The sequence below is a fragment of the Candidatus Methanoplasma cognatum genome (assembly GCA_009777615.1).
In the GTDB taxonomy this organism is placed as follows: Archaea; Thermoplasmatota; Thermoplasmata; order Methanomassiliicoccales; family Methanomethylophilaceae; genus Methanoplasma; species Methanoplasma cognatum.
Genome location: WRLM01000003.1, coordinates 157,264 through 176,282 on the forward strand (window position 1 = coordinate 157,264; position 19,019 = coordinate 176,282).

18 protein-coding genes are annotated in these 19,019 nt (G+C 52.0%); 10 read left to right on the top strand and 8 right to left on the bottom strand.

Annotated elements, in window-relative coordinates; all coding sequences use genetic code 11:
- Positions 1–6: 6 nt before the first annotated feature.
- The gene (locus tag FWG96_05070; GenBank protein MCL2032619.1) at positions 7–2,574 is read left to right on the top strand and encodes an HAD-IC family P-type ATPase; all 2,568 of its coding nucleotides are present in this window, start codon (positions 7–9) and stop codon (positions 2,572–2,574) included.
- On the opposite strand, the gene FWG96_05075 is transcribed toward FWG96_05070, so the two are convergent.
- A complete protein-coding gene (locus FWG96_05075; protein MCL2032620.1) occupies positions 2,575–3,162 on the bottom strand; it encodes a 3'-5' exonuclease in 588 nt (195 codons plus the stop codon). It lies immediately after the preceding gene.
- 17 nt (positions 3,163–3,179) lie between these two features.
- Positions 3,180–3,773, bottom strand: coding sequence for a hypothetical protein (locus tag FWG96_05080; protein MCL2032621.1), 594 nt, complete (start codon positions 3,771–3,773; stop codon positions 3,180–3,182).
- Between the two features lie 78 nt (positions 3,774–3,851).
- Here FWG96_05080 and FWG96_05085 point away from each other — a divergent pair, with 78 nt between their 5' ends.
- Positions 3,852–4,046, top strand: a complete 195-nt coding sequence (locus tag FWG96_05085) for a hypothetical protein (GenBank protein ID MCL2032622.1) — start codon at positions 3,852–3,854, stop codon at positions 4,044–4,046.
- Here the strand turns inward: FWG96_05085 and FWG96_05090 are convergent.
- Positions 4,035–4,868 carry a cobyric acid synthase gene (locus FWG96_05090; protein MCL2032623.1) on the bottom strand — a complete coding sequence of 278 codons (834 nt, stop codon included), beginning with the start codon at positions 4,866–4,868 and terminating at the stop codon, positions 4,035–4,037. The genes FWG96_05085 and FWG96_05090 overlap by 12 nt on opposite strands.
- Positions 4,865–6,682: a cobyric acid synthase gene (locus FWG96_05095; protein ID MCL2032624.1), complete on the bottom strand. Its 1,818-nt coding sequence runs from the start codon at positions 6,680–6,682 to the stop codon at positions 4,865–4,867. The genes FWG96_05090 and FWG96_05095 overlap by 4 nt, the downstream gene beginning before the upstream one ends.
- A 268-nt stretch (positions 6,683–6,950) precedes the next feature.
- Between FWG96_05095 and rmuC the strand changes: the two genes are divergently transcribed.
- Both rmuC and FWG96_05105 read left to right on the top strand, forming a co-directional pair.
- On the top strand, positions 6,951–8,165 hold the full coding sequence (gene rmuC, locus FWG96_05100) for a DNA recombination protein RmuC (GenBank protein MCL2032625.1): 1,215 nt from the start codon (positions 6,951–6,953) through the stop codon (positions 8,163–8,165).
- Positions 8,166–8,209: 44 nt separating this feature from the next.
- Positions 8,210–8,389, top strand: coding sequence for a hypothetical protein (locus FWG96_05105; protein MCL2032626.1), 180 nt, complete (start codon positions 8,210–8,212; stop codon positions 8,387–8,389).
- A gap of 64 nt (positions 8,390–8,453) precedes the next feature.
- Here the strand turns inward: FWG96_05105 and FWG96_05110 are convergent, their stop codons facing one another.
- A complete protein-coding gene (locus FWG96_05110; GenBank protein MCL2032627.1) occupies positions 8,454–9,656 on the bottom strand; it encodes an aminotransferase class I/II-fold pyridoxal phosphate-dependent enzyme in 1,203 nt (400 codons plus the stop codon).
- Positions 9,657–9,960: 304 nt separating this feature from the next.
- Here FWG96_05110 and FWG96_05115 point away from each other — a divergent pair, with 304 nt between their 5' ends.
- The 4 genes from FWG96_05115 to FWG96_05130 all read left to right on the top strand — a co-directional run bounded on the left by FWG96_05115 (position 9,961) and on the right by FWG96_05130 (position 13,573).
- Entirely contained in the window at positions 9,961–10,383 is a 423-nt protein-coding gene (locus tag FWG96_05115) for a 4Fe-4S binding protein (GenBank protein ID MCL2032628.1), read from the top strand.
- 115 nt (positions 10,384–10,498) lie between these two features.
- Positions 10,499–11,146 carry a serine O-acetyltransferase gene (locus FWG96_05120; GenBank protein MCL2032629.1) on the top strand — a complete coding sequence of 216 codons (648 nt, stop codon included), beginning with the start codon at positions 10,499–10,501 and terminating at the stop codon, positions 11,144–11,146.
- Between the two features lies 1 nt (position 11,147).
- Entirely contained in the window at positions 11,148–12,557 is a 1,410-nt protein-coding gene (gene cysS / locus FWG96_05125; protein ID MCL2032630.1) for a cysteine--tRNA ligase, read from the top strand.
- A complete protein-coding gene (locus tag FWG96_05130) occupies positions 12,542–13,573 on the top strand; it encodes a radical SAM protein (GenBank protein MCL2032631.1) in 1,032 nt (343 codons plus the stop codon). The genes cysS and FWG96_05130 overlap by 16 nt, the downstream gene beginning before the upstream one ends.
- On the opposite strand, the gene FWG96_05135 is transcribed toward FWG96_05130, so the two are convergent.
- From FWG96_05135 to FWG96_05145, 3 genes are read right to left on the bottom strand one after another with little or no spacing between them, the layout of a single operon-like run.
- Positions 13,560–14,501, bottom strand: coding sequence for a TIGR00269 family protein (locus FWG96_05135; protein MCL2032632.1), 942 nt, complete (start codon positions 14,499–14,501; stop codon positions 13,560–13,562). The two genes, FWG96_05130 and FWG96_05135, sit on opposite strands and share 14 nt — an antisense overlap.
- Entirely contained in the window at positions 14,485–15,672 is a 1,188-nt protein-coding gene (locus tag FWG96_05140) for an AAA family ATPase (protein MCL2032633.1), read from the bottom strand. Before FWG96_05140 ends, FWG96_05135 begins: the two co-directional genes overlap by 17 nt.
- Positions 15,672–16,634: a hypothetical protein gene (locus tag FWG96_05145; GenBank protein ID MCL2032634.1), complete on the bottom strand. Its 963-nt coding sequence runs from the start codon at positions 16,632–16,634 to the stop codon at positions 15,672–15,674. Before FWG96_05145 ends, FWG96_05140 begins: the two co-directional genes overlap by 1 nt.
- A 284-nt stretch (positions 16,635–16,918) precedes the next feature.
- Between FWG96_05145 and FWG96_05150 the strand changes: the two genes are divergently transcribed.
- Positions 16,919–17,956 carry a hypothetical protein gene (locus tag FWG96_05150; GenBank protein MCL2032635.1) on the top strand — a complete coding sequence of 346 codons (1,038 nt, stop codon included), beginning with the start codon at positions 16,919–16,921 and terminating at the stop codon, positions 17,954–17,956.
- Between the two features lie 102 nt (positions 17,957–18,058).
- Positions 18,059–19,018: a replication factor C small subunit gene (locus tag FWG96_05155; GenBank protein MCL2032636.1), complete on the top strand. Its 960-nt coding sequence runs from the start codon at positions 18,059–18,061 to the stop codon at positions 19,016–19,018.
- Position 19,019: the final 1 nt, after the last annotated feature.

The following is a 19,019-nucleotide window of genomic DNA, read 5'->3' on the forward strand; positions in this document are numbered from 1 at the left end:
ACAGGCATGGAACCGACGGGGCTTACCGAAAAGGAGGTCAAAGACAGGATCTCCGAAGGAAAGGTCAACCGTTTCGAGTCCCCGGTGAGCAGAAGTTATATCGATATTGTAATAAAGAACGTCTGCACCACATTCAATCTGATACTTTTCATCCTGGGGGCCGCCCTGCTTTATTTCGGCGAGTTCATCAGCGCCCTTTCGGCAACGGGCGTAATAGCGCTCAACGTTTTCATATCCACCATACAGGAAATGAGGGCGAAAAGGAGGCTGGATAAGATCGCGCTGCTCCTAAGGCCTACCGTCCGTGTGATAAGGGACGGCATGGATGTGCAGATCGACCCGTCGGAGATAGTCATGGATGATATCATCCGTTTATCATCCGGCGATCAGGCCCAGGTAGACGGCGAGCTCCTTTCATCCGTCTCGCTGGAGATGGATGAATCGCTTCTCACGGGAGAATCGCGAACTGTGAGAAAACATATCGGCGATACCATCCATTCGGGGGCTTTCTGCGTGACCGGCACCGGCCATTATAGGGTCACCGCCCTCGGAGAGGACACTTTCGCCTCGCAGATGCTGGCGAGCGCAAAGAAATACAAAAAGAAGAACACGCCTCTGCAGAGGGAAACTTCAACAGTCACGAAGATGCTCATGGTAATGGCATTCGTCTTCCTGTTGATACTCACGGTGCTCAACACCTTCACCGGAGGCGGGGCCAGGCTCCTCGCCATCAAATCCGTGCTGGTGCTGGACATTGTGCCGATAGCCCTATTCCTCCTTATCACTATAACCTACATGATCGCAGCCGTCCGGATGGCTAAGAGCGGCGTGCTGCTTCAGAACTCGAACTCGGTGGAATCGATGAGCCATGTGGACACGGTCTGCATGGACAAGACCGGCACCATAACGACCAACAACCTCGTTTACGAAGGGATGGAAGCATTCATCGAGAAAGATGAGGCGGAGCGTTTGATCAGATCGTTCGTCCATTCCACAGGAAGCAAGAACCTCACTGTGAAGGCCCTGGAAAAAGAGTTCGGGGGCGAGGAGTCCGACCTCATTGAGGAAGTGCAGTTCTCTTCCGACCGAAAGTACAGCGCTGTCAGGGTCTTGTCAGGCAATATTTCTCAAACTATATTCATGGGCGCATGGTCCTCGCTCAAAAAATATGCGGTAGGGACGGACATCACGGCGAATGTCTCGGAGCTCTCCAGAAAGGGCCTCAGAACGGTGGTCCTCTGCAGAGGCCCCGATTCCCCTTTATATGAAGGTGACGAGCCGGCAGTGCCCGAATTAGAATTGGTCGCCCTTATTTCCATCAGAGATGAGATAAGGCCTGATTGCAGAGAGATAATAGACGATTTTCAAAAGAACGGCATGGACCTCAAGGTGATATCCGGGGACGATCCCGAAACGGTCAGCGCCCTGTTCTCTCTCGCAGAGATACCCGGGGAAAGGAACATCATATCTGGCGACGAACTTGCGGTGCTGTCCGGGGAAGATCTTGACAAGGCCGTCCTGAGAACGAACATTTTCGGAAGAATGAAGCCGGAACAAAAGGAGATCGTGGTCGAATCACTGAAAAAGAACGGGCGGTACGTAGCGATGGTGGGCGACGGCGTCAATGACGTGAGATCCATCAAAGCGGCAAACGTCGGGGTGGCTCTCCACAGCGGAAGCGGCGCCGCAAGAGGCGTTGCGGACATGGTCCTTATCAACGACCGGTTCTCGGCGCTCCCAAAAGCCATAATCGAAGGGAAGAGAACGGTCACGGGGATGAGGGACATCCTCCGCCTCTACCTTACGAGGAACTTTGTGCTCGCGGTGCTCGTGGGGGTGCTCCTGCTTGCGCTCGGAAGACTCCCCATGCTGCCTGTGCACAACACTCTCTATGCCCTTACATCCGTATCCTTCGCCGCCTTCCTGATGGCGGTATGGGCCAAACCCTCCAGCAATAAAACGCTTATATTGCCGGGGGTGCTCAGATTCTCGATACCGATGGCCGCGATGATAGCGGGGTCCGGACTGATAATATATTTCGTGTTCCTGCATTTCACGGGGAACGGGACGTTCGATCTCGGAATGAACTTTTATCTCGATATGTACAACGGGTACGGCAGCTCGCCTATGTGGAGCGACCCGGACGGGTTCTGGGCGCACATGTCGCTCGGAGAGGTGTTTGGCGAGGGTGAGAGCTTCGAGGAGGTGACCGCGAGGAACGCGATGCTTGTGTTCGTGATGCTCGCGGGGATATCTCAGCTTTTCTTCATATACCCCTTGTCCAGGTTCTATTCGGTGGACGGTAAGGTCTCCAGAGACCTCAAGCCGACGGGACTGGCGCTGCTGCTCTTCGGTCTTGTGGCCGGTGTTTACGAAGTGCCGCAAGTGGCGGTGGGAGTGGCTTCGCTTGCGGTGTTCCCGACGGAATACTTCCTGATGATCATGGGGGCCGTCGTGATCTGGTTCTTCTTTGCGGTCTTTTTCCTGAAAAGCAGGTTCATGAGAAGGGTATCCGACGCGACGGAATCCGCTTACAAAAGATCGCTTGAAGCGGAAATAGAGAAAGAGGAATGATCACGGACGGTAATTCCCCGATCTGTACATAGCCGTCATGACATAGGATGCCATCCTGGCGTCGGACAATGCGCGGTGGTCCTGCGCGTCGCCGACCCCCGCCGGATCGCCGTCAACTATCGTTTTGTACGCATGATCCAGCTTAGGGAACCTGTAGCTCACGCCGTATAGCTCGCTTGGAAGTTTGCATACGTCGGTAGCGGCCTTCATTATATCTGTGCAGACATTGAACGTTCCCCTCAGGCCCCATGGCTCTCTGAACAGGAATTTGTCCATATCGAAGGGCACATTGTATGACGTCACGATCCTGCCTCTGAGCAAGTCTATTATGTCTCCCTTAACTTTCAAGAAAGGAGGCGCCGCGGCCACCTTATCAAGCGTGAGGTCGCTGTTTTCGAATATCCACGCTTTGGATCTGTGGTCCCCCCATTCGGTCACGTCATAACCGACGACGGACTCATAGACGTCCTTTACCTCCCCTTTGTTCAGGTTGACCGAGCAGACGCCGATGTCTACCACCACATCCTTTGGTCCGCCGTCAAGCCCGGTGGTCTCCGTGTCGATGACGTATATCTCGTCCTGGACCATGAAGTAATCCTCTATTCTTATGATGCTTCCTCCAAACCTTTTAAGAAAGAATCTATCTTTTTGATGGAACTCACCATCAGCAAGAGCATTATGGCGGCGAACAATGCCACTACCGCCATGATGGCCGTCACCGGATCGACGTCAAAACCAGCATTAGCAGGAACAATGCCGGGAACATTGCCGGGGATGTCGTCTATGATGCCGCCGGGAGTGCCGTCTTCTGCGTTTTGGTCCAAAAACTTAAGGTCGCTGAAACGCATTTCTATGTCCTCGATAAGGTTGAAGAATGTGTATGTTACGACATTACTGCTAACATCTTTTTCATAGTAATCCGACGTCACGCTCGATGTCATGATCGGACGGCCTTGCGTATCGAGTCTATAGAACATTATTCCAGATGCTGCCACGTCATAGCGCTGAGAAGAGATAACGATTATCAGTTCTTCTCCTCTTTCGATCTCGGTACCGTTCGGAAAGGTCACCTGTATGTCCTGAGCGGGCTGGTAGAACACTTTTACCGTATCCGCTGAAGACAACGGCGCCGATGCAGTGAACAGCACGGCCGCTGATACCGCCGCTAAAACCAACATCGCTCGGCCCAGTTTCCTCATGGCGGAATCTTTACCGTATGGGTGATATAAAGAACCGACTGTCAAAAAATCAAAATAAGAGCATACGCTCACGTCATTATGGGCGCGAGGATAGCTATCGGCGGCAAAGAGCATGAGGTCTCATGCGGGACAACCATCTGCGATGCCGTCCGTTTGCTCGGCTTAGCTCCGGACACGTTCATTTTCATGATCGGAGGAAGGCCGGTCCCCATGGATTCGCATATTGCCGACGGCGTTCTGATAAAGGCTGTCAAAGTAGCTTCAGGCGGATGAGATATCGTCTATCTTTTTCAGATCCAGCCCGCCTTTCTCCGCCGTCTCCAGCAGAGAATCCAGATTGCCGATGAAAACTTCCGCCGCAGCCGGGTCCTCTATACTTCCGGATGCGTCTGACAAAGAATCCTCTTCGGGAAATTTCAGTTCTGCGTAAGGGATCGTTCCGATATAGGTCATGCCTGTAAGTTTCTCTATTTTCTCGATAGCGCCCCCCAGCAAGGAAGGGTCCCCTCTGAACCTGTTTATTATGAACCCTTTCAGCAGGGGACGGACATCTTCCGGCATAAGCAGCCACGTTCCATATAAAGCGGCGAAGACCCCTCCTCTTTCTATATCCCCCACAAGGATAGCCGGTATGCGGCGCTCTCTCATCAGACCTATGTTGGCTATATCCCTGTCGATCAGGTTCAGTTCAACGGGGGACCCGGACCCCTCGCATATGACTGCGTCGAATTGTTCTGAGAGTCTGTCAAAAGCCTCGCAGGCCTTTCCCATGACGGCTTCCCTATCCATGGGGCTATCCTTGGAGATGTTTTCCTGCACCTTACCGTTTATCACCAGCTGGATCACGCCTTTCCCCAGCGGTTTGAGCAGTATCGGGTTCATATCGCCGGACGGTTCCGCTCCGGACACCCACGCCTGGAACACCTGCCCCACTCCTATCTCGCCCCCGTCCTTTGTTGGAAGCGAGTTGAGAGAGAGGTTGGAAGCTTTGAACGGTGTGACCCTGATGCCTTTCTTGCGGAGGTGCCTGCAGTACAGTGCGGTGATGGTCGTCTTACCCGCACCGGATGAAACTCCGAGGAAGATCGCTTTCACTGCTCTCCCTCCAGTATTTCCATGAGTTTTTTGATATCAACGTTGCTCTCGAACGCGCATGAGAGTTTTTCTATGTTCTCCTCGATGAGGTCGTCATAATCCTTCGGTTCTGATGCGGAGAGCGCTTCCTTCCCCCCTTTGATATAAGAAAGGAAGAACCTTCTGAAAGAGGGCTTTTCTAAAACTCCGTGAAGGTATGTTCCGAACAGCATATCCTCCTCTCTGAAGGAACCTTCCTTCTCGTCCCCTGAAAAGCGTTCTATGTTGAACAGCGGTTCCTCATTCACTTCGCTGACGCCCATGTGTATCTCATAGCCAGTGACCGGTTCCCCGGTATTGAGGAATGTTCCCTCCGCCTGGGTGGTTATTTTTTTGTATTCCTCCCATCTTGTAACATTGTCGAACAATCCCAGCCCTTCCATCGTTCCGCAGAGCGAGCTCTCCACTCCGAGGGGATCCTCCAAAGAGCGCCCCATCATCTGGTATCCTCCGCATATTCCCAGTATCGGGACCTTTCCTTTTCGTTCGGCTATGGCTTTGTCGAACCCTTTTTCTTTCATCCAGACGAGATCGTCCACAGTGTTCTTCGTTCCGGGTATTATTATCGCCCCGGTGCCCTCCAGTTCCTCCGGGTCGGTGACGAACTTTACGGTTGTGTCTTCCATATAAAGCGGGTCGAGATCGGTGAAGTTGGCTATCTTCGGCAGCCTTATGACAGAAATGACCATACTTCCGCTGCCTTTGCTCCTCATACTTCTAAGTGCCTCGGAGTCTTCGAGAGGCAGTTCAAGCTCTATGTGCGGGACCAGCCCTATTACGGGGATGCCGAGGATCTTTTCGAGCTCTCTGGCTCCCGGCGCCATTCTGGACGCATCTCCTCTGATATTGTTCAGGATTATGCCTTTTATCATCCCTCTGTCTTCTTCTGGCATCAGCCTGACCGTTCCCACCGCATATGCGAACGACCCTCCCCATTCGACATTGATCACCAGAATGCAGGGGGCACCGGCCAGCTTTGCGGCGCCGATGTTCGCTATGTCCTTATCATAGATGTTTATCTCGGCGGGGGAGCCGGCACCTTCCATTATGACAAAGTCATAACGTTTCTTCAGGAATTCGATGTTCCTCTTTGTGATATCCTTTCCCGGCCCCGGTACGAAGTTTCCGTAATAGCTTTTGACGTCGTAGTCGCCGTACGGCTCACCTTCCACCACTACCTGAGACACCCTGTCCCCCTTGGGCTTCAGAAGTATCGGGTTCATGTGCTCATCGGGATTCTTCAGACCTGCCGCTTTGCTTTGAAGCGTCTGGATCATCGCCATCTCTGACCCTCTTCTGGTAACTTTGGAGTTCAGGCTCATGTTCTGAGATTTGAATGGGGAGGTCAGATAACCTTTTTTGTGAAGCACCCTGCATATCGCGGCGGTGATTATTGACTTGCCGGCATCGGATGTTGCTCCGAGAACCATCATCGGGCGCCCTTCTTTATAGAACCTTTCTTTCGCTCTGGCTAATATATGTTTGATTCTCGGATCCTTCGGATCAGTTATCTCCATATCCTTTATTTCGGACATGACGTATCTGCCGACCTCCGGCCGATGGATGAAAAGACAGTACGTGCAGTTCCAAATGTCGGAGCCTCTTTTCGATCTTAACACCTGCCCGAGGTCTTCGTCAAGACAGGGGTAGAAGGGGCAATAACAGAACGTACAGTCCTGACCTGTGAAATGGCATGGGTGATATGGACAATCCTTATCCGAGCCGATCCATCCTCTTTCGATCTCTTCCCTCACCTTCTTAGTTATGTTGTCCACAGTATCCCCTGCAAGCGCATAATGGTGATAAGATAATAACTTTTCACATTGGCCTTCTTTTTTACCTTTGTAGGCTTCACACAGATGGATGGCAGATTTAGCGAATTAGTAACCTAACAGGTTTTGATCTGAAGCTTATTCGTACTTTCGGAGACCCCCTGAGATTCTATTTAAATTAAAATGAAGTTTTTCCGCATAGTGGTAGCGGATCTGCTCATTGGGCTAGGTCGCTGCGTTTCCAAAAAAGATAGTATAGGAGAAGATAAACATGGATGTCCTGGTCATTTCAATGTTGGCTGTGCTGTGTATATTGGCGGCGGCCAACATCATTCTGAGTTTAAGGAAAAGAAGCGGGGCGGTCATGCCGCCCGGGTTGGAAAGCAGGTTGGCCTCGATGGAAACATCGTTCGAAAGATTCGATCCCATGATACGCGGGGAGTTCGTCCGCAACCGTGAGGAGAACAGCAAGGCCGCACGTGAGAACCGCGAAGAACTGAGCAGTCAGCAGGAAAAGATGAAGCAGGCCATCGACCTGCAGCTGAAGGAGATCCGCGCAGAGACCGAGAAAAGGCTTGAGGAAATGCGGAAGACCGTTGACGAAAATCTGAAGGAAACTGTGGAAAAAAGATTTAACGACTCTTTCAAACTGATCAGCGAACGGCTTGAGCAGGTGCATAAAGGACTCGGCGAGATGAAACAACTCGCATCCGGCGTAGATGATCTGAAAAAGGTGCTCGTCAATGTCAAGACCAAAGGTAATCTGGGAGAGGTTCAGCTGGGCTCGATCCTGGAACAAATACTTTCCTTTAACCAATTCGAACCGCAGAAAGCGGTGAGAGAGGGAAGCCAGGAACGCGTGGACTATGTGATAAAACTCCCGGACAAGAACAGCATGGATAAGATGCTGCTGCTTCCGATCGATTCCAAATTCCCCACCGAGGACTACCAGCGGCTGCTTGATGCTTATGATTCCGGCCTCTCCGAAACCGAGTTGAAGAGCGTTTCAAGCAGTTTCGAGTCATCCGTCAGAAAATGTGCGAAGGACATACGCGATAAATACATCAACCCTCCGACGACCACCGATTTCGCCATTATGTTCGTTCCCACGGAAGGATTATACGCGGAGATAGTCCGCAGAACGGAACTGTTCGAGAATCTTCAGAGGGTCTATAAAGTAACGGTAGTGGGGCCGACAAACCTCGCCGCTTTCTTATCGAGCCTGCAGATGGGGTTCAGAACTCTTGCGATCGAGCGCCGCTCCAACGAAGTTTGGGAGTTATTGGGTGCGGTCAAGAGCGAGTTCGGTAAATACGGCGCCGTTATGGACAGCATCAAAAGAAAGATCGACTTAGCCGCGAAAGAGATAGACACTGTGGGAGTGCGTTCAAGAGCTATCGAGCGTAAGCTCAAGTCCGTCGAAGAGCTGCCGGTCGGGCAAAGCACCCTTATGATCAACGTAGGAACGGATGACGAAATGGAATGATGTATGTGATAAATACAAGAAGCCATTCATAGGGGTGTGGTAACATGATATACAGTGTCGAAACAAAATATGACGACGGATTTGAGAGTGTGAAGGAGTTCGACGACCTTCAGAAAGCAAAATCCTACTTCCAAAACATCGATGATAAAGAAATCGAACTCAGCTCTCTTAAAAACGAGAACGGTGAGGTCATAGCTCAGAAGGAAGGAAGGAAAAGGAAGTGAATGAAAAACAGCCCGAGCCTTAGAGGCTCGGGGGACCGCGTGAGCGGTCATGTGAGGTTAAGTTTCATCTGCTGTGTCTTATCATGAACTTTTCGAGCTTATCATAGGCCTCTTCCAGGGCCTTCATGGGGGGGAGAAGTATCGTCCTGAAATGACCTTGTCCGAACTCTTCGGAGAACCCGGAGCCGTGAACCAATACCACGCCCTCCTCATTGATCAGGTTGATGACGAAATCCTTATCCGTCTTCCAATCGAACAGGTCTACCTTCGGGAACATGTAGAACGCACCCTTTGCCTTGTTAGTGGTTATCCCTGGGATCTCATTCAGTCTTTTGTGTGAGAAATCCCCTCTTTCCTTCAGCTTCCGGTTCATCTCTATGATATAATCCTGAGGCCCCTGAAGGGATGCGCGCGCCGCCTCCTGGCATGGAACGTTTGCACAGATCCTTGTGCGGAATTGCTTCATCATCCCTTCCCTGATCTCATCCATGAAATCGCCCTCGTACATGAAGTAGCAGTACCCTTCCCGCCATCCAGGCATCAGGTTCACTTTCGAGAAGCCGTTGAAGATTATCCTCGGGACGTCCGACGGCAGCCTTGATGCCGAGAAGTAATCCCCTTCGAACACCAGTTTATCATATATCTCATCGGAGATCAGTGGTATCCCGTATTCAGCGGCAACATCTCCCACTTCTCGGATTGTCTTCTCGTCATATACTGCGGAAGTGGGGTTGTTGGGGTTTATCACAACGATCGCCCTTGTCCTGTCGGATATCTTCTTGCGGATCATGTCCACATCCAACTTCCAGTCCTCTTCCTCAATTTGTCTGTATGATACGGTATTGCCGCCGTAGAATCCAATATACTGGGCATATGAGGGATAGCCAGGGCCCGGAAGGAGGACCTCGTCACCCGGCTCCAGGATGGTCGCCATAAGGACGTTGATCCCTTCGCTGACCCCGCTTGTCACGTAGACGTTGTCCGAATCTATCTTCGTACCGTGTTTTTCGAACTCCCTCTTCACTATCGCTTCTCTGAGGGATATGTTCCCCTGAGAGTCACCATAGCCGTTATCGGTATTATCGACTGCGCTCCTCAGCGCGGATTTGAAATATTCAGGCGTCTCAAAATCCCATTTGTTAGGGTCGCCGATGTTGAAGCTGTAAAGCTTCATGCCTCTCTTGGCGGCGGCTGCGGCCGGGACTGTTACCTCGCGGATCGCGTAGTCCATTGCCATTGCCCTGTTCGAAGCTTTCATCTTCTTCATCTTGGTATCACCGGGCTCGACACGTTGGTTTACTTATTTAAATAGTAGCGCGTGCAGATATCTTCTGGTCTCCCTCTCTCTTACCCCGCACGGCCTGGTGTTCCGGACAGGAGATAAAATAAAATCCAGGAAACAGATTCCAGCATGACGATCCCGCTAAAAAAACACGGCGGACGGCTGATCCGCCCCTGCGCGGAAGGCTTTGGGATAAGAAGGATGCGCCTTCGGAAGAAAAAGAGGTGAAATAATAACAGAAAAAAACATTTCTGAGACGGAGGAGAAAGGATCCTCGTCCGGCAAACCGATGACGATGAAGGTCCACGGATCGTTCCCAAGCGCGATGGGGTACAGCATTGAGGCTTCCGTTTCAAGACCCGTCGACCTAAAAAAGCTTAAACCATTCGCACGCGCGATAGCATGGTTCGTGGAATTGGATGAGGATAAGAACACGCTTGCGGCGGACCTCGTCACCTTCAGCGGCGACGGTTCCATAGTCTCGATGGCATATGTCGAGAAGGATGCCGCCTCGCGCATCGGCGAGGCTCTCCAGCTTATAGCGCGTGCCGAGCAGTGCACTGGCTGTGGCCTCTGCGCGGAAAGATGCCAGGCAGGCGCACTTTACATGAAAGACGGAAAGGTGGAGATCCACGAAGACGAATGCATATTCTGTAAGGACTGTTTCGGCCCGTGTCCCGGAGTGATTATTGAGCCGGATGACTCGGCCTAACGCAGCCCCTCTCTCGTTCGGCGCGGAGCTTTGGCGGCGCCCTTTGTGTTTCAGCCGTTTTGAAACCCTTTCCTCTGAATAGATTATTAACTGTTAGTCTATTCTATCTACCATCATGATGAAAATAGATCCCGGCGACCTAGCCGCCGTCATGGAGCTGGACCCAGCCATAATTGACGAAGAAGATGCAATAAAATTCCACACGGGGCTCCTCGCCGTCACTATGTACAGGAAAAGCCATAAGCTTTGGGTGGAAGGAAATGTCAAAAAGGCCAGAAAGATCAACTTCAAAGCGCACAGGATCACCGGCTGCGACATACACCCCGGAGCCGCCATCGGAAAGAGGTTCTTCGTCGATCATGCCACAGGAGTGGTCATCGGGGAGACGGCGATCATAGGCGATGATGTCACCATATATCAGGGGGTCACTTTAGGCGGTGTCTCTTTCGAGAAAGGCAAAAGGCATCCGACAGTCGGAGACCGTGTCGTCATCGGAGCAAACGCGACCGTTCTTGGGGACATCGTTATCGGCAACGATGTAAGGATCGGCGCGGGGTCCGTTGTCCTGAAGAATGTTCCCGACAACAGTACGGTGATCGGCATTCCGGGCCGAGTAGTAGAGAGGGACGGCGTCAAAATAGAGAAAAAGGAAGTGCTCAGGCACAATGACATTCCCGATTGCTTCATGGATGAGATAACCAAACTCCGGTCAGAAATGGACGAGCTTAAGGCCATGATCGAAAAGAAAGGCGACGCACAGTGATATGATGTCTCTGACAGTCTACAACAGCCTTACCAAAAAGAAGGAGGAATTCGTCCCCAACGAGCACGGAAAGGTCAAGCTCTATGTATGCGGCGTCACGGTCTACGACGACATTCACATGGGTCATGCCAGAAGCATGACGGTGTTTGACACATTGGTGAGATATCTCAGATACATAGGATACGAAGTGACGCATGTCACGAATTTCACCGATGTCGACGATAAGATAATCAACAAGGCCAATGAAGAAGGGATCGATCCGCTCGAACTTTCCGCGAGATACATCGATCGGTACTTCGAGGACGCCGACTGCCTCGGCATAAAGAGGGCCGACATGTACCCAAAAGCAAGCGAGAACATGGACGCCATTATAGAAATGATAGAGGAGATCATCGCCAACGGGTTCGCATATCCCACCCTGGACGGCAGCGTCTATTTTGAAGTGAGGAAGGTAAAGGATTACGGAAAACTCTCCAACCAAAAGCTTGAGAATATGGAATCGTCGGGCAGAGTCGTGCTTGACGAGCAGAAGAAGGACCCGATGGACTTTGCCGTCTGGAAGGGCGCTAAGCCGGGAGAATGCTCATGGGACTCGCCCTGGGGAAAAGGGAGGCCCGGCTGGCACATTGAATGCTCGGCTATGATAAGGCGCCATCTCGGAAACAAGATAGACATCCACGGAGGGGGCAGCGACCTGATCTTCCCCCATCACGAGAACGAGATCATACAGACCGAGGCCGTCACGCATGACGTGCCCGCCAAATATTGGATGCACAACGGCATGCTTCAGGTCAAGGATGAGAAGATGTCCAAATCGCTGAAGAACTTCTTCCGGGTCCGCGACGTGACAGAGAAGTTCGACGGCAACACAATAAGGTTCTATTTCCTCAACACCCACTACGGCAGCCCCCTGACGTACGGAGAGGACATGCTGATCGAAGCGAAGACGGCTCTCAGAAGGCTCAAGAACAATTATGCCGAGCTTTCGGATTACGCTGAAAGCGGCCCGGACGAGGAAGATGACAGGTGCGATATCATAGAAGGCACCAGATACAGGTTCTTTGAAGCGATGAACGACGACCTGAACACAGGCGCCGCAATAGAGGAACTATTCCAGCTGGCACATTCCACGAACAAAATGATGGCGGATCGGTCGCTTTCCAAAAAGACTGCCGGAAAGATACTTAATATGATAGACGAGTTCAACACGGTGCTCGGAATACTTCCGGGAGAGGATGATATGAAGGTTGACGAGACGGCGGATGCCGTGATGGATGTTCTTATAGAGCTCCGCAAAGAGCTCAGGGCAAGGAAGCAATACGACCTTGCGGATATGATAAGGGCCAAGTTGGCGGAAGCGGGGATCACCTTGGAAGACACCGCAGATGGTATGAAATGGAAGAAGATCTGAATGTGAGGAAAAAGGCCGAGCTCACACTCGGAGGAGGCGTCAGGCTTCCGGAGGGTTTCGTTTTCCCGTACAGGATATCGACGTCCACAGCCGGACCCGGGGCCGGTTCCGCGTCTGCTGTGTTCTCTTTCGGAGGGCACAGAGTAAAAAAAGGCATATCCTACGGATCGGGAGAGTTCGAACTTGAGGAGAACGACGGCAGGCTTTTCATAAGGAGAGGCGGAGCGTCGTTCCTCGAAGATGTGAAGATAGAGCCTGTCGTGTTCCATTGTCCGGAACAGGCGTTCTTCAATCTCGACCCTAGGTGCATCTACAACTGCGCGTTCTGCGTGTCCCCGAAGCTGGACAAAGGCCTTGACAAAAGACTTTCCTGCGATGACATGGTAAAAAAGACCAAAGAAGCCGCCTGCGAACAGAAGATCATATCGATCGCCCTGACAAGCGGCGTCGTGGGAAGCGTCGATAAGACTGTTGAAAAGTTCGCGTCATGTGTCACGAAATTCAGAAAGGAGTTCCCTGAACTCCCCATCGGCATTGAGCCGTATGTTTCAAAGAAAGAGCATGTCAGATTGTTGAAGGATGCGGGAGCGACCGAGATCAAACTCAATATCCAGTCTCCGAACGAAACGATATTCAAAAAGGTCTGTCCGGACCTCGACCGCGGCAACATCATCGAGATGCTCCTGTATTCGGTCGACGTCTTCGGCGCAGGCAAGGTCACGTCCAACATGATATTCGGCATGGGGGAGACCGACGAGGAGATCGAGGAGATGACGGAGTTCCTTTGTTCAAAAGGTATAATACCTACTCTGAGGGCGCTGCATATCAACCCTTTGAACCGCGGTCCGCTGACGGCTGCGATCGGCGCACAGCCGCCGGCGGAAGCGGCCAGAGCGATCAAACTCGCAAAGATGCAGAAAGAAAAACTCAGGGCGCATGGGCTTGACACAAGAAGCTGCCGCACGATGTGCCTGGAATGCACTTGCTGCGATATCGTGCCTTTCAGAGACCTTTGATCCTTTCCTCAAGCGATGACCGGAGTTCGCATGCTTTGCACATCTCTCCGAGCGTGGGTTCGCCGCATGCGCACATGTGCAGACCTGACGGCCGGATGTGATCAGCGAGCATAGGCCTCAGCGAGTCATACGAGGCAAGGATGCTGAACTTTGACCCGGGCGATCTGTCCTCCAGCTGATCCACCACGTCCCTGTACTGGTTCCTGAGCGCTTCTTTGTAATACGGGCACTCCCCGTCCCAGAACGGTATCCCGGAAACGATGGCGTAGAGAAGTGACTCCTTCTCCGGTATCAGCCTGAGAGGGTGGAATCTGGGTATGAGTCCTGGCTGTATCTTTGTGTGAGGGCCGAGCCTTGCGAGGCGTTCCACATCGCCCCTCACAAAATTCATCATTATGGATTGAGCCATATCGTCAAGATTGTGCCCGGTGGCAAGGTACTTGGCGCCCGCCGAACGTGCCTGGTCGTTCATGAGCTTCCTCCTGAAGACCCCGCAGTAGGTGCAGGGGCTGTTATCTTCCGTCACGGAAGCGATCCTGTCCATCTCCATGCCCATCTCGGAGAAGGATCTGACGTAAAGGGGGATCCCGCGGTCTTTGCAGAAATCCCTTACGATATCCAGACTCGGCGGCCTGTAGCCCTCGATCCCCTCATCAATGGATATGGCGCAAAGCGAGACGTCCTTCCTTTCCCCGAAAACTTCGTCGAGAATGTGGAGGGTCACCATACTGTCCTTCCCTCCCGAAACCGCTACCGCGATAGTATCTCCAGAGTTGACGCTGATCTGCTTCCGGATCTCCTTCTTCACCCTTTTTTCCACATATGATCTGAAATGTTCGTCGCAGAGATGGGTCCCGTTGTATCTTATCAGGGTGACGGCTTCGCGGGAACATTGATCGCATCTCATCGTATCAAAACTCGAAGTCATTGTTTGAGGTGGGGGAGTCCAGCATATATTCCAATTTCTTGGCCAGTTCTTTAGGCGGGATGTCGGGTATCGAGATGTACGTGACCCTTCCCCCTTCGTCCTCACTCTTGACGAAAGTGTCCAGAAGGTTCATCTTTTCCATGCTCTGAACATATGTCCAGAACTGAGTGTGCTTCCTGGCGGTCTCTCCGTATTCCTCGCAGACGACCGCATAGGTCTTCTCCGCCCGTGTGATGCTGATGTACGGGTCGCCTTTGATGGCGCGGGCTATGGCCAGAAGCGCCAGCTTCCGTTTCTTGTCAAGGCTGGCCAGCTTATCTTCCGAAACATTACTGTAGATCATCGCGTTCGCTGACCTTATGTCATCCGCGGTCAGTCTGCCATCCGCTCTTTCCTCCGCGATCGTCGCCGCTGTCTCAAGCATCTCTATGACCAAACGCGCATCGCCGTATCCCTTCCCGATGTCAGCAAGAAGATCGATGACGTCGTCATCCATGACATCCGGCAGCAGGGCCTCGTCCGCCCTTGCCTTCACTATGTCCTTGAGTTCACTCTTTGTATATCTTTCGAACCTTACGGTGTTTGCCCTTTTGAAGCTGGACATTGACGCCTTGTCAAGCATCTCAGATACCTGCTCCTGCGAGATCATTATGGTGGATAGGGATGAGCCCCCTTGCAGCTCCTCGGTGAACCTCGACATCTGATATATCAGGTCCTTGCTGTTGCTTTTAAGAAGCATATCCGCCTCGTCCAGAACGACCAGGAACGGCCTTGATCCCGATTCTATGTGTTTTTTGAGGGACCGCAGCATCTCATCGGCGGAGAACCCTCTGTCAGGGAATCCCGGATCGAAGTGACGGACCATCTGGAGGATCACTCCGTGCTCGCTGTTCCTCATCCTGCAGTTGATGAAAATATGATCCATCAGCTTGTTGCTGCCTGCGCAATGCTTCCGCATATCTTCGCAGAATCTTTTTGCGGTGGCTGTCTTTCCCGTACCTACACTTCCCGTCAGGAATGCCGAACAAGACAGACCGTCGGATATCATCGGCTTGAAAAGCGTTTCCAAGCGGCGCATCTGCTCCTCTCTGTGGACAAGCTTTTCTGGAACATACTCAAATGACAGCTTCTTCCTGTCCTTGATCACCACAGAGGATCTTTCGAACATCATCAATTCCTGCTGAATCTCATGAACCCTGAGCAGCCGAACACTTCGATGCCCTTTTGCTCCCACACGTCGCATATTCTGTTTATTCCTAATGAATCGGACGCCATGTGACCGGAAATGATCATGTTGATGTTATGTTTCTTTGCTTCTTCCAGATGATTCTCTGGAAAATGCATTCCCACAACCGTCCCTACTCCTGCTGCCGCAAGCTTCTCGTATATCTCCTTAGGGCCGGATGTCCCGCCGGTCATCTTCGCTATTATCTTTCCGCAGCGGTTCTTCTTACCGCCGGCCATTATCTTGGGCGGGTCGTTGTATCTTGAGGCCTGTTTGAACTCAGGTTCTTTCATAAGTATGTCGATCACATCCTCCAGATACTTCGGCTGGCTCTTCTCGATAAGATCTTCCAAATAAAGCTGCACCATGTTGTCAGCCGGCGAATGTATGTTGAACATAAGCATACCCATGAGTCTTGCGGCGTCCACCGACTGGTTGTAATTGGAACCCATCACATTCCTTGATACTTCGTCCATTCTCGCCCTTATGAGGCCCTCTGAGATGTTTATCGGAATGCCGACGTCGTGGAACATGTCTGTCTGCATCCACATTACCTCCGGGAATGGGGTCTTCGACACGCCCACCGGATGGTGTGCGACGACCGCCGAGACCTTCTGGCCCTTCTCTTTGAGACGGTCTGCCAGCATTATCTCCCCTGTCCCGATGTCTATGCCCCACATGAACCTCTCCGCTTCCGCCTCTTTCGCAAGGTCTTCGCCCCACGAGAACCTGGAGTCCGCGTAAGGGTTCCAGAGTCTTTCCTGGTCGAAAAACTCCTTCTTTTCGTCAGAGAGTTTCTCATATTCCTCTTTGGCATTTTTGAGAGCGAGGTCTATCTCTTCCTTGGGCCTGGGATCATTTTTGATGCCTGTTTCTATCGCCAGTTTATAGGCGTCGTAGATCTTCATATGTTTAATGATAGAACGCGGGTTATAATTAACCTTGCCAAGCGCGGCATCTTTTGTCTGAGCATATTGCGTGAGGATCATGGGCATATGCCGCTCAGAAGGTTTTTGATGGCGCTTGCCCCGTTTACGATGGCGGTATAGCCTTCTGCGCCATACTTTTCCGTATTCGTCCTTTGACCCGCAGCGGCCGCCGCTGGTCCGTACGGCGCCGGGAGATATAGGCGATATAGTTAATATCTGTTCAAAATACGACCTAATAAATACCGCGCCAGGAATCTTCTGTTATGGTCATAACAGCGGAGATGGCATTGAACATGCCCAAAGGTCTTGGCGCCGCATTATCCGGCATCGTATCGAAAAGCTCGCTGGAGGGGGCTCCTTATACAGCCGATCTGGATTATGTTCTGCCCGGGGCGAAATCGGCTATAGTGTTCGCCGTTCCTTTCAGCCAAGAGTTGATAGAACCGTTTCTGAGCAAGAAAGATTTCTCTCTCAGCGGGCATAAGATCGAGAGGACGACATTCGCATTCGGCATCTCCTTCGAGTTGTCCACAGTTCTCGATTCTTTGGGGCACAGGGCGGTTCCGATCGCATCGAATTTCGCCTTCAGAAAGGATACTCCGAACGGCATCTTCGACCGCATCCCGCCAATCTCCCTGAAGCTCCTTGCCGCGGCTTGCGGAGTGGGCAGCATAGGACAGTCCGGACTGCTCCTGACAAAACAGCACGGCGCGGCATTTTCGCTGGGTGGAGTGGTCACCGACATCGAACTGGAACCGACGGAGTCCCTCCCCGAAAGCGAAAATTATTGCGACGGGTGTCTTCTCTGTAAAAGGTCATGCGTGGCGGACTTCATTCTTCCTGGTAAACGTACGATGACGATCGGCGGAAAGGAGATGAGGGTCGGCAACTGCAGACTCGCCTCGCGCTGCGCTTATCCCTGCGGAGGGATAACGGGATTGGACGGAAGCGGAAAATGGTCCACATGGTCACCGGGAAGATTCCCTCTCCCGGATGACGATGAAGAATACAGAACGATATCAAAAAGATACATCGAACGGTACCTGCAAAGAAAAAGGACCGGCCCCGTATCATACAACCCGCTGCTTGCCGGCACATACGAAATGCAGTATACCTGCTCCAACTGCCAGTTCGTATGCCATCCTGACAAAGACGTGAGGAAAAAAAGGCATGATCTGCTGATCAACAGCGGCGTCGTGATAGAGGATGAGGACGGGACCAAACATGCCGTCTCCCCTGATGAAGCTGAAGAATTCCTCAGCAGAATGCCGGAGGACAGAAGAAGACTATTCTCCGAGTGAAAAACACATGAACGGTGCTGGCACCCCTTATGTGTTAAGGCTGGAGCCGCACTGTAAGCTGAAAACTTTTATCAGTTACATATGCCATAGTGAACCATTCCCATGAATGAGATTTGGACCGAGAAATACAGGCCGAAGGATCTTGACGAAGTTATAGGCCAGAGGCACGTGACCGAGAGACTGAAAGCATATGTGTCATCGGGCAATACTCCCCATCTTCTGCTTGCCGGCCCCGCCGGTACCGGGAAGACCACCTGCGCCCTCGCTTTGGCAAGGGGGCTGTTCGGCGGAGAATGGAAGGGGAATTTCATAGAACTGAACGCGTCTGACGAAAGAGGCATAGACGTCGTCAGAGGAAAGATCAAAGAGTTCGCCAGGACCGCGCCTTTGGGAAAGGCCGATTTCAAGATCATATTCATGGATGAGGCCGACGCCCTTACGAATGACGCGCAGGCGGCGTTGAGGCGTACGATGGAAAAGTACTCCAAGGTCTGCCGTTTCGTTCTGTCATGCAACTATTCATCCAAGATCATCGACCCGATCCAGTCGAGATGCGCAGTGTTCAGATTCAGCCCTCTTTCCAAAGAGGATATCGAGGACTACCTCAAAAGGATCATTGAAAAAGAGAACGTTAAGATCGATGATGACGCGCTGGAGGGACTCGTCCACGTCGCCAGAGGGGATATGAGGCGCGCGGTGAATTCCCTGCAGGTGGCCGCGTCGCTCGGTAAACAGATAACAATGGATGTGATCTTCCAGACTACCGGTCTTGCCAAACCTGAGGAAATAAAGAAGATGCTTGAGGCCGCACTTGGAGGGAGTTTCACCGGTGCGAGGGATATGCTCGACGATATCATGATCACATACGGTCTGTCCGGGCAGGACATAATACGGCAGATACATTCCTCATTCTTCAGCCTCAGCATAACCGATTCCGAAAAGGTTAAGCTGATGGATAAAACGGGAGAGATCGAATTCAGGATAGTGGAAGGGAGCAACGAAAGGATACAGCTCGAAGCACTGCTGGCATATCTCGTGATGGTGGGCGGGAGCAAAAGATAAG

Coding starts and splice junctions, on each gene's coding strand:
- FWG96_05070 (MCL2032619.1), top strand. CDS start 7: ATGGAACCGACGGGGCTTACCGAAAAGGAGGTCAAAGACAGGATCTCC.
- FWG96_05075 (MCL2032620.1), bottom strand. CDS start 3,162: ATGGTCCAGGACGAGATATACGTCATCGACACGGAGACCACCGGGCTT.
- FWG96_05080 (MCL2032621.1), bottom strand. CDS start 3,773: ATGAGGAAACTGGGCCGAGCGATGTTGGTTTTAGCGGCGGTATCAGCG.
- FWG96_05085 (MCL2032622.1), top strand. CDS start 3,852: ATGGGCGCGAGGATAGCTATCGGCGGCAAAGAGCATGAGGTCTCATGC.
- rmuC (MCL2032625.1), top strand. CDS start 6,951: ATGGATGTCCTGGTCATTTCAATGTTGGCTGTGCTGTGTATATTGGCG.
- FWG96_05105 (MCL2032626.1), top strand. CDS start 8,210: ATGATATACAGTGTCGAAACAAAATATGACGACGGATTTGAGAGTGTG.
- FWG96_05110 (MCL2032627.1), bottom strand. CDS start 9,656: ATGAAGAAGATGAAAGCTTCGAACAGGGCAATGGCAATGGACTACGCG.
- FWG96_05115 (MCL2032628.1), top strand. CDS start 9,961: ATGACGATGAAGGTCCACGGATCGTTCCCAAGCGCGATGGGGTACAGC.
- FWG96_05120 (MCL2032629.1), top strand. CDS start 10,499: ATGATGAAAATAGATCCCGGCGACCTAGCCGCCGTCATGGAGCTGGAC.
- cysS (MCL2032630.1), top strand. CDS start 11,148: ATGATGTCTCTGACAGTCTACAACAGCCTTACCAAAAAGAAGGAGGAA.
- FWG96_05130 (MCL2032631.1), top strand. CDS start 12,542: ATGGAAGAAGATCTGAATGTGAGGAAAAAGGCCGAGCTCACACTCGGA.
- FWG96_05135 (MCL2032632.1), bottom strand. CDS start 14,501: ATGACTTCGAGTTTTGATACGATGAGATGCGATCAATGTTCCCGCGAA.
- FWG96_05140 (MCL2032633.1), bottom strand. CDS start 15,672: ATGATGTTCGAAAGATCCTCTGTGGTGATCAAGGACAGGAAGAAGCTG.
- FWG96_05145 (MCL2032634.1), bottom strand. CDS start 16,634: ATGAAGATCTACGACGCCTATAAACTGGCGATAGAAACAGGCATCAAA.
- FWG96_05150 (MCL2032635.1), top strand. CDS start 16,919: ATGGTCATAACAGCGGAGATGGCATTGAACATGCCCAAAGGTCTTGGC.
- FWG96_05155 (MCL2032636.1), top strand. CDS start 18,059: ATGAATGAGATTTGGACCGAGAAATACAGGCCGAAGGATCTTGACGAA.